The sequence below is a fragment of the Cupriavidus sp. CuC1 genome (assembly GCF_044627735.1).
In the GTDB taxonomy this organism is placed as follows: Bacteria; Pseudomonadota; Gammaproteobacteria; order Burkholderiales; family Burkholderiaceae; genus Cupriavidus; species Cupriavidus ulmosensis.
This window is the reverse complement of the sequence record NZ_JBIUHC010000268.1, coordinates 1-8,077: the sequence shown is the minus strand read 5'-3', so window position 1 is coordinate 8,077 and position 8,077 is coordinate 1. Positions and strand designations below refer to the sequence as shown.

General features: G+C 60.8%; 5 protein-coding genes and 3 pseudogenes. 4 read left to right on the top strand and 4 right to left on the bottom strand.

Features of this window, described 5'->3' with window-relative positions; genetic code table 11:
- Positions 1 to 223: 223 nt before the first annotated feature.
- Both ACGLHR_RS49615 and ACGLHR_RS49610 read left to right on the top strand, forming a co-directional pair.
- Positions 224 to 418, top strand: coding sequence for a hypothetical protein (locus ACGLHR_RS49615; protein WP_400103222.1), 195 nt, complete (start codon positions 224 to 226; stop codon positions 416 to 418).
- 198 nt (positions 419 to 616) lie between these two features.
- Entirely contained in the window at positions 617 to 3,268 is a 2,652-nt protein-coding gene (locus tag ACGLHR_RS49610; RefSeq protein WP_400103220.1) for an EAL domain-containing protein, read from the top strand.
- A gap of 832 nt (positions 3,269 to 4,100) precedes the next feature.
- Here the strand turns inward: ACGLHR_RS49610 and ACGLHR_RS49605 are convergent.
- The 4 genes and pseudogenes from ACGLHR_RS49605 to ACGLHR_RS49590 all read right to left on the bottom strand — a co-directional run bounded on the left by ACGLHR_RS49605 (position 4,101) and on the right by ACGLHR_RS49590 (position 6,387).
- Complete coding sequence (locus ACGLHR_RS49605) at positions 4,101 to 4,622, bottom strand: flavin reductase family protein (RefSeq protein ID WP_400103218.1); 522 nt, start codon at positions 4,620 to 4,622, stop codon at positions 4,101 to 4,103.
- 115 nt (positions 4,623 to 4,737) lie between these two features.
- A pseudogene (locus tag ACGLHR_RS49600) lies at positions 4,738 to 5,460 on the bottom strand (L-serine ammonia-lyase, iron-sulfur-dependent, subunit alpha); the annotation flags it as partial.
- A 60-nt stretch (positions 5,461 to 5,520) separates the two neighbouring features.
- A pseudogene (locus ACGLHR_RS49595) lies at positions 5,521 to 5,577 on the bottom strand (serine dehydratase); the annotation flags it as partial.
- A gap of 348 nt (positions 5,578 to 5,925) precedes the next feature.
- Positions 5,926 to 6,387, bottom strand: a complete 462-nt coding sequence (locus ACGLHR_RS49590; protein ID WP_267602868.1) for a DUF6130 family protein — start codon at positions 6,385 to 6,387, stop codon at positions 5,926 to 5,928.
- 227 nt (positions 6,388 to 6,614) lie between these two features.
- On the opposite strand from ACGLHR_RS49590, the gene ACGLHR_RS49585 reads away from it, so the two are divergent.
- Together ACGLHR_RS49585 and ACGLHR_RS49580 are read left to right on the top strand one after the other, a co-directional pair.
- Positions 6,615 to 7,094 (top strand): alpha/beta fold hydrolase, encoded by a 480-nt coding sequence (locus ACGLHR_RS49585; RefSeq protein ID WP_400103224.1) that lies wholly within the window; start codon positions 6,615 to 6,617, stop codon positions 7,092 to 7,094.
- A 458-nt stretch (positions 7,095 to 7,552) separates the two neighbouring features.
- Positions 7,553 to 8,017 (top strand): annotated as a pseudogene (locus tag ACGLHR_RS49580) (alpha/beta fold hydrolase); the annotation flags it as partial.
- Positions 8,018 to 8,077 lie beyond the last annotated feature (60 nt).

The following is an 8,077-nucleotide window of genomic DNA, read 5'->3' as shown; positions in this document are numbered from 1 at the left end:
CCCCATCTCATCGAACAGCGTATCGCTTCTCTCACGAGCACCACGCCCCCGCTCGCCCCGACTTATTGAGCAGTTACCGGGATTCGAAGTCTAGGACGCCAATTGACAAAATTATTCCGGACTAAGGCGAATTGACGGTTTTGCTTCGTTTGGAGTGGAAGCAATATTGTCAATTCACCGGCCGGACTTCTATATACGGCGCGGGTTCCGGGGGGATTCCGGATTGACAGAATTGCTTCGTTCTATGCAACGAGGCTGGCAGCATACGCACTATGTGGTGTTGGCCGATATTTTGCATTGGCCGGTGGACGGGGCGCAGTTGCCCTTGCTCCAACATGGGGCGTATCGCTGGTTGGCGCCGGAGGCGGTGCTGGCGGATGCGGGCGTACACGCCTATACGAAGGCGTACTTCGCATGAGGCGGCCCATGTCCGGTATCGAGGCCCACGTGCCCACGAGTCGAGCGGGGCATGAACAAGACGTGACGCTTTCGGCGCACGCCGGCCCGGCTCCAAGCGGTGAGCACGGGACTAGAGTGCGTGCTGCTTGTCGGGTTCGCTGACATCGACTAGCCTGCTATCGATATCGATTCTTCGCTGCGCTGCGATACCCATTTGATGCCAGAACGCTCGATCACCCGATATGGCAAGGCGCTGCAGCGCCTGCGCCAGGTCTTTTCCCCGTTGAACCTGGGGGCGGCGGCGTGGCTGATTGCAACATGGGCGTTCGCGGCGTTTCAGCTCGTGAGCGAACGGGACCGCTTGCTGCACGACGCCGCGGAGCGTACCCAGGCGCAGGCCCGGGCGTTCGGCGCGTACTCGAAATCCAGCATCCTGCGGCTGTCCGAGTTCCTCCTCGACCTGCGGGCCAGTTGGCTGGTCGGCCAGCCGGGGTTCATCGACATGGTGCGTGAGCGGGAGAACCTGGTGGTGGACCTGTCGTTCCAGGTGTCGGTGATCGACAAGCATGGCCTGCTCATCTACTCGTCCATCGCCCCGCCCGCGTCCGGCGAGAAGGTCGACCTGAGCGGGCGCGAGCATTTCCGGGTCCATCAGAACGCGGGCGGGCGCGACATGCTGTTCATCAGCGACCCGGTGAAGGGCAAGGTCTCGCGCAAATGGTCGATCCAGTTCACGCGCCCCATCCTGCGCGCGGGCAGCTTCGACGGGGTCATCGTGGTCTCGGTCAGTCCGGAGCAGTTCGCCAGCTTTGCGCAGACGTTCACTAACCGCGATGGCGAAGTGGCGTCGGTCATCAAGACTTCCGGCCAGGTCATTGCGCGCGTGCCGGCCCTGGAGGGCACGCTGGCCAGGGCGGTCAGCAACAGGCCGTACCTCGCCAGCGAGTCGCCCCAGTCTGGTAGTTATCGGGCGGTGTCGGGCTCCGAAGGCGTGGAGCGGGTCTTCGGCTATTACCGTGTGCCGGAGTTCGGGCTCAATTTCGTGGTGGGCGAGTCGGTCGGCCTCGTGCTGGCGCCCTACGAGGTCTATCGCCGCGTTGCCTTGGCCGGTGCCATTGCTTCCACGCTGCTGCTTGGCCTGTTGTACTACAGCCTGCTCCGCTCCATGGCGGAGCGACGGCGCCATATGGAGGAGATGCGGCTGGCTTCGCTGGTCTATTCGTCCAGCAGCGAGGCCATGGTGGTGACGTCGCTCGATGGCACCATCATCGACGTGAATCCGGCCTTTGCCGCCGCCACCGGCTATACAGTCGAGGAGATCAAGGGCCGCTCTGGCTATAGCGTCAGCGGGGCAGGCAATGCGGCAGGGCTGGTCGAACGCCTGCGGGCCACCGTGGCAGCCAAGGGCAGATGGAGCGGCGAATTCTCGATCCGCCGCAAGGACGGCAGCGAGTTTCCCGCCTACCTGACCGTGGATACCTACCTGGCCCACGCGTATGGCGAGCGCCGCCGCGTTGCGCTGATCCATGACATGACCGAGAAGCGCCAGGCGGAAGAGGTCATCCGGCACCAGGCGAATTTCGATGCGCTGACGGATCTGCCCAACCGCCGCCTGTTCTTCGACCGGCTGGAGCAGGAGATCGAGCACTCGCGCGGCATGCAGGATGCGCTGGCGCTGCTGTTCATCGACCTGGATCGCTTCAAGGAGGTGAACGATACCCTCGGCCACGATCAGGGTGACCAGTTGCTGCTGGAGGCGGCGCGGCGCATTGCGGCATCGGTGCGCGCGTCGGATACCGTGGCGCGGCTGGCCGGCGACGAGTTCACCGTGATCCTGCCCGCGGTGGGCGATGCCGGCGTTGCCGGCGTTGCCGGGGGCATTGCCCAGGCGATCCTGGAGCGGATTGCCGCGCCTTACCACCTGGCCGGCGAGTTGGTGGTGGTGTCGGCCAGCATCGGCGTGGCGACCTACCCCAAGGACGCCGACAACGCCGAGGCCCTGCTGGTGTGCGCCGACCAGGCGATGTTTGCCGCCAAGGAGGAGGGCCGCAATCGCTGGAAAGCCTTCACCCAGGCGCTGCTGCAGGCGGAGAGGGAGCGCCTGCGCATCACGCAGGACCTGCGCACGGCATTGGTGTCCGGGCAGTTCGCGCTGCACTACCAGCCCATTGTCAATCTGCGCACGGGCAAGGTCTGCAAGGCCGAGGCCCTGATCCGCTGGGACCATCCGGTGCGCGGGCCGATCCACCCGGCCGATTTCATTGCCGTTGCGGAGGAATCCGGCCTCATCATCGACATAGGCCGCTGGGTGCTGACGGAAGCGCTGGACCAGCTTGCGCGCTGGCAGGTGCTGCTGGGCAAGGGCTTCCAGATCTCGGTCAACAAATCACCAGTGGAGTTCTGCGCGCCTGCGAGCGGGCCCGAGTCCTGGTCCAGCATGATCGAGCGCAGGAACGTGCCGGTGGGCAGCCTCGTCATCGAGATCACCGAAGGCTCGCTGATGGAGCAGAACGCCGATGTCATGGACCAGCTCTCCCGCTTCCAGGCGGCCGGCATCGAGATCGCGCTCGACGACTTCGGCACCGGCTACTCGTCCTTGTCGTACCTGCGGCGCCTGGACATCGACTACATCAAGATCGACCAGTCCTTCATCCGCTCGCTGACGCGGGGCTCGGACGACGTGGCCTTGTGCCGCGCCATCATCAGCATGGCGCATGCACTGCGCATCCGCGTGATTGCCGAGGGCGTCGAGACCGAGTCGCAGCGCGACATCCTGCTGGCTGCCGGCTGCGACTACGGGCAAGGCCACTTCTTCTGTCCGCCGGTGGAGGCCAGCGCGTTCGAGGCCTTCGTGAGCGCCGTGACTTGAGGCGAGCGGCGTCCTTCGGTGCCTTGGTCGGGGGCTCGTCTGGGCTTCGTCCTTGCACTTAGTTCCTACACTTAGTTCCTGCGCTTAGTCTCTGCGCTTCTCTCGCATGCTGTCAGGCGCTCCGGCAACCCTTCCATCGAAGGGGGCGAAGCGGTGCGACGGGTCACAGGTTCATCGCAGAATGCCGGGGCCCGTGCATGGCTGAAGTCGTTGGGCATGGCCGGGGCATTCCCTGGCTTGCCGCTTGCGCTGCCGATGCTGCAGGCACATGCGGGCGCGCACACCTACCTGGACGAGGGCTTAGAGCCACCCCTTTCAAGGTGATTAAACGACACGTCCAGTCTTGATGACACGGGCGATGTCCATCGGACAACGCGCTACGAAACTGCCAGGCGGAATTGCGGCCCAGCTAAAGCGTCTCGTCCTTCCGATAAGCAGCCCAACGCCGTGAAATGGTCGTCCTACCTGGCGTTATGACGCCAGCCGGTGCACTGCGTTTCCGGATCTCAACAGTTAGCTCAAACAGCGGGGGCGCCAGATAGCGGAATTAGTGATTGGCAACGACCGTTTCCGAACTTTTGTATTGCATTGCGCGTCTGCCGCACGGGCGCTGCAAGACTGGGCTACGGGAAGTCCCGCTGCAGATGCTCGATGAGGAATTCGCAAACCGGGTGCTTCCTTTTGGCGCGGATGCCACCTTGCACTACGCCGCGACTGTACGTTGTCACCTGAAGGCAACGGGCATGACCGATTTTCAACTCAAATGCCCCTCTGTCTTTTCCTGGATTCGGAGGCGATTGAAGCAAATTTAACACGCTGTGGAACACCATCCCTAGCTTTCCAAAGGGAGAATAGCACTCAGTTCATCTTGCTCGTGGGCTCGTGCTACGAGGTAGCGCCCATCCCCGAAGACGAGCGGCCTGTGCTCGGACCGTTCCAGGCGGATAACTCGTCCGATATAAACGACATGATCGCCTTCAGGATGGGCGGAAACCTTCACGCATTCCAAGTTTGCAGCGCATGAACTAATGATGGGAACGCCTCCTAAACCAGATCGAAATGTTATATTGCGAAATTTGTCGTCGCTAGCAGTCGAAAACTGTTTGGATATCTGAATTTGATGCTCTGAGAGGATATTTACTACGAACCGCTCGGCATCCCGAAACGCGGTGTAGCTCCTTGATGAAAGAGATTGGCTCCATAGGATTAAGGGTGGATTCAGTGAGACAGAACTGAACGAATTGACGGTCATTCCGCACGCCCTTCCGGTTGCGTCCAACGTGGTCATCACAGTCACCCCTGTGGGGAAGGCACTCAACGCCTTGCGCAGAGCCAGGCCATCAATCTGTTTCATAACGTATCCTTTCAGGCTGCACTGGGGCCCCACCACGCAAAATTCGCCGGTCTCAATCCGTGCCGACACCGCACGATATCCAATTTCGATGTCGAATTTTACTGGTTGCGGACCTACGTAGAGCCATTCGTGCAGCGTTAATTGCCATGATGGCCTCCATGGAATTTCGTTCAATACAGGGATGCTGTGCAAATCCCTCCACCGGTTCGCAGGTTATGCCAAGATTGTGCGCCAATGCAATCTCCACTGCGCTCTCGATCTGTTCGTTGCTACCGCCAAGCACCGCAGCAAGACCCGCAGCAGCCATCGAGCATGCCACCCCGACTTCGGCCCCACATGGCGACACGTCGTCACTATAAATAATGCCTATTGCCGTAGCGGTTAATAGGAAATCCACCACACCATCCTCATTAGCTCCGGGTACGAACTTACGGTAGTACCGCAGCACAGCAGGAATTACGCCCGCAGCGCCATTTGTTGGAGCGGTCACGATTCGGCCGCCCGTGGCATTTTCCTCGTTGACGGCCATCGCGTATGGGTTGACCCAGTCGCGCATCAACAACGGGTCACGTAGAGACCCCTCACCGCGCTTGGATAGCTGCTGATACGGCTCGGCAGCACGGCGCCGCACCCGGATCGGACCGTGCAATTCGCCACCGATTGAGCAGGCTCGCGCGATGGAAGCGTCCATGGCACCGGCAACGGCCAGTAGCCCGGCGCGAATGTCATAGGTGCTTCGCCAGCATTTCTCATTCTCGAGCACCAGGTCCGCAATGGTGCGACCTGACTCCTTGCACATCCGCAATAGTTCCTCGCTGCTCCGAAAGGGGTAAGGAATCGGGTGCTCGTCGACCGTCTGCACATTTAAGTGGCAAGCCGCGATCATGGGGCCCACGGTGTGCGAAGCAGAGGACCCGATTCCAACTTTGAAGATATCAAATGTGCTGACGGACATACTGTCCTCGACCATCCCTGCAGTACCAGTTCCGATCGCTCCGAACGGAGCACCGTCCGCCCCAGGGCGTGTCACTAGTACATCAAATCTTGCAGATTTGGAGATAGAACCTGTGCGTCGTCACAATAGGACATTCTCGCCAAGGCGGGACTCTGGCAGCTCTTCTCAGTAGGAAGTGTTAAGCACTTGCGTGTCCAGACGCCGGAGATGCTCTTCCAGTACTTCGGCCACACCCATTAGCATTGCGGTGTGCGCCCTTATATCAGCGTGTGCATGCCGCGGCCCTTAACGTTAGACCTGATCGCCGCAGGCATATGCCGTGTCTCCCGCAGAAGAACACACAGGCCCTCAAGGCTGGTGGGGTTTTGACGCCTTCAGGTCCGGGACGGTAACGGAAACTGTCTCGCTGCCCAGGATCTTGTGGCTGGGATCGGCCAGTTCGAGCCGCAGCTTGTGTGCGCCAGGCGTGAGCCCCACAACGATGATGGGATCCTCGCTGGTATGGGCCCAGGTGCCGTGCGCGTCGTCAACGGTTACATGAAGATGCCCTATACGCGGCGTTACCTCGACGGCGGTCTTGCCGAATAACGGCATGACTCGGAAGTTCTCTGTCCGGAACTGAACGATGACGACGCCGCGAGCCAGTGGTTCGGGCAGCGGTGGATATGGAATCAGCTTCGGTGCCGGTTCCGATTCGAGCGGCAGGATCGCCGGGGGACGGACGGTATCCGGGGCGTTCTGCGCGAAGGCAGCAATGCAGAAAACAGCGCCAGCAGCGGCGACTGACAAGTGTCTGAAGAGGGGTCGCATGGTTTTTCCTTTCGCGGCCAGGCTGGCCGGGGGGGTAGCGAAGCCATTTACGCTTCGCTCCTATGTAAGAGTAGTAGTTGGGACCAAAAAGCGGACTTTGACCGTGGTCCCGGCCGAATCGTAGGCCACTCCTCCACGCGTTTCAGAACCTTTTTGTACCCGTCTGTATCACCCCCCTGTGTTGATACGTTTCATGACGGAAACGGCCCAGGTACGTTACAGGCCCGATACAAAAACGTGACATTCACGAGCTGGTGAAATCGCTGGGCTATGACAAGGCCAGTGTCGCAGGTCATGACATTGGCTCGGCGGTGGCCTTCGCGTATGCGGCGAACTATCCCCAGGTCATCGACAAGCTGGTGATGCTGGAGCTGCCGCACCCGGACGAGAGCCTGTTGTCGTTCCAGCTTCTACCCGCGCACAACACCTTCGGCGACAAGCTCGACTTCGCCCATCCGTATCTCTGGTGGTTTGCCTTCAACCAGGTCAGTGGGCTGCCGGAGAAGCTGCTCGCCGGTCGTATCCGGGTCGAGCAGGATTGGCTCTTCAAGTACTTCCTGGTGGACGAGGGTGCGATCGACGCGCGGGACCGAGCCGTGTATGAGCGCGCGTACAACAGTGCCGACGCCATTCGCCGGTCTCGGCCTGGGCCGACAAGCTTCGGAAAGCTGGCGTCCCTGGCCACCTCGTCAAGCACCTCGCGGTGATGGCAGAGTTCCACGCAGAGGGGCGCTACGATCGCTTGACTGACGATCTATACAAGCTTACGGGCAAGGCGCCCACCAGCATGCTCGACTTCGTCAAGCTCAATGCCTCCGAGTTCTCGCGTGACGGAACCTTAGCTTGAGAAAGCGACGCACCGTGCCTATTGCACAAAGGCAAGACGCATAGCCGCCGCATCATGCAATCGACCAAGGCGCCAACACGGGCCGGCCGCACGACCAAGCGTGTACAAGCGGGCGCCTTGTCTCGGCTATTTTTTGTGAACGCGAGCAAATCCGGTGCTATACAAGAACAGTTGTCTGATCGCACTGGCAGCAACATCGTCGTTTCGATTCTGATAGCTATGACGCAAAGGTGCCATGCTACCGGGAATCGCAGCCACGCCAAGATAAGTAAAGCACCGCCCCGATGAACGATTCCGCATCAGCGCGAGGAGAAAAAAATGACGGATAAAATCGATCTGCCTCGTCGAGGCTTTCTGGGCACGGCCGCCTTGACGCTCGCTACAGTACAGTTCGGCGTTTTAACGTCCGCCAAAGCCCAGACCAATCAATCGAAGCCGGCGCCCCTGCCCTCGACCAGGCCGGGTACCCATGCGGCCTTTGCATCGATCAAGCAGATCAACGCAGGGCTACTCAACGTCGGCTACGCGGAGGCTGGCCCTGCTAACGGGCCAGCCGTCGTCCTGCTACACGGCTGGCCCTATGACATCCACAGCTTCGTCGACGTCGCGCCTCTGCTCGCGTCGCACGGATACCGCGTGATTGTTCCGTACCTGCGCGGCTATGGTTCGACGACCTTCCTGTCGAAGGAATCCATGCGCAACGGCCAGCCGGCGGCCGTTGCGCTCGATATCATCGCGCTGATGGATACGCTGGGCATGCAGAAAGTGGAGATGACCCGCTTTTTCGGACAGTGCCTATCTTGAGTAAACAGGAGGTGCACCATGCCGAAACCGCGCCCACCG

Bases quoted from the DNA above. Each gene is read 5' to 3' on its own strand.
- ACGLHR_RS49605 (WP_400103218.1), bottom strand. From the start codon at position 4,622: ATGAAACAGATTGATGGCCTGGCTCTGCGCAAGGCGTTGAGTGCCTTC.
- ACGLHR_RS49590 (WP_267602868.1), bottom strand. From the start codon at position 6,387: ATGCGACCCCTCTTCAGACACTTGTCAGTCGCCGCTGCTGGCGCTGTT.
- ACGLHR_RS49610 (WP_400103220.1), top strand. From the start codon at position 617: ATGCCAGAACGCTCGATCACCCGATATGGCAAGGCGCTGCAGCGCCTG.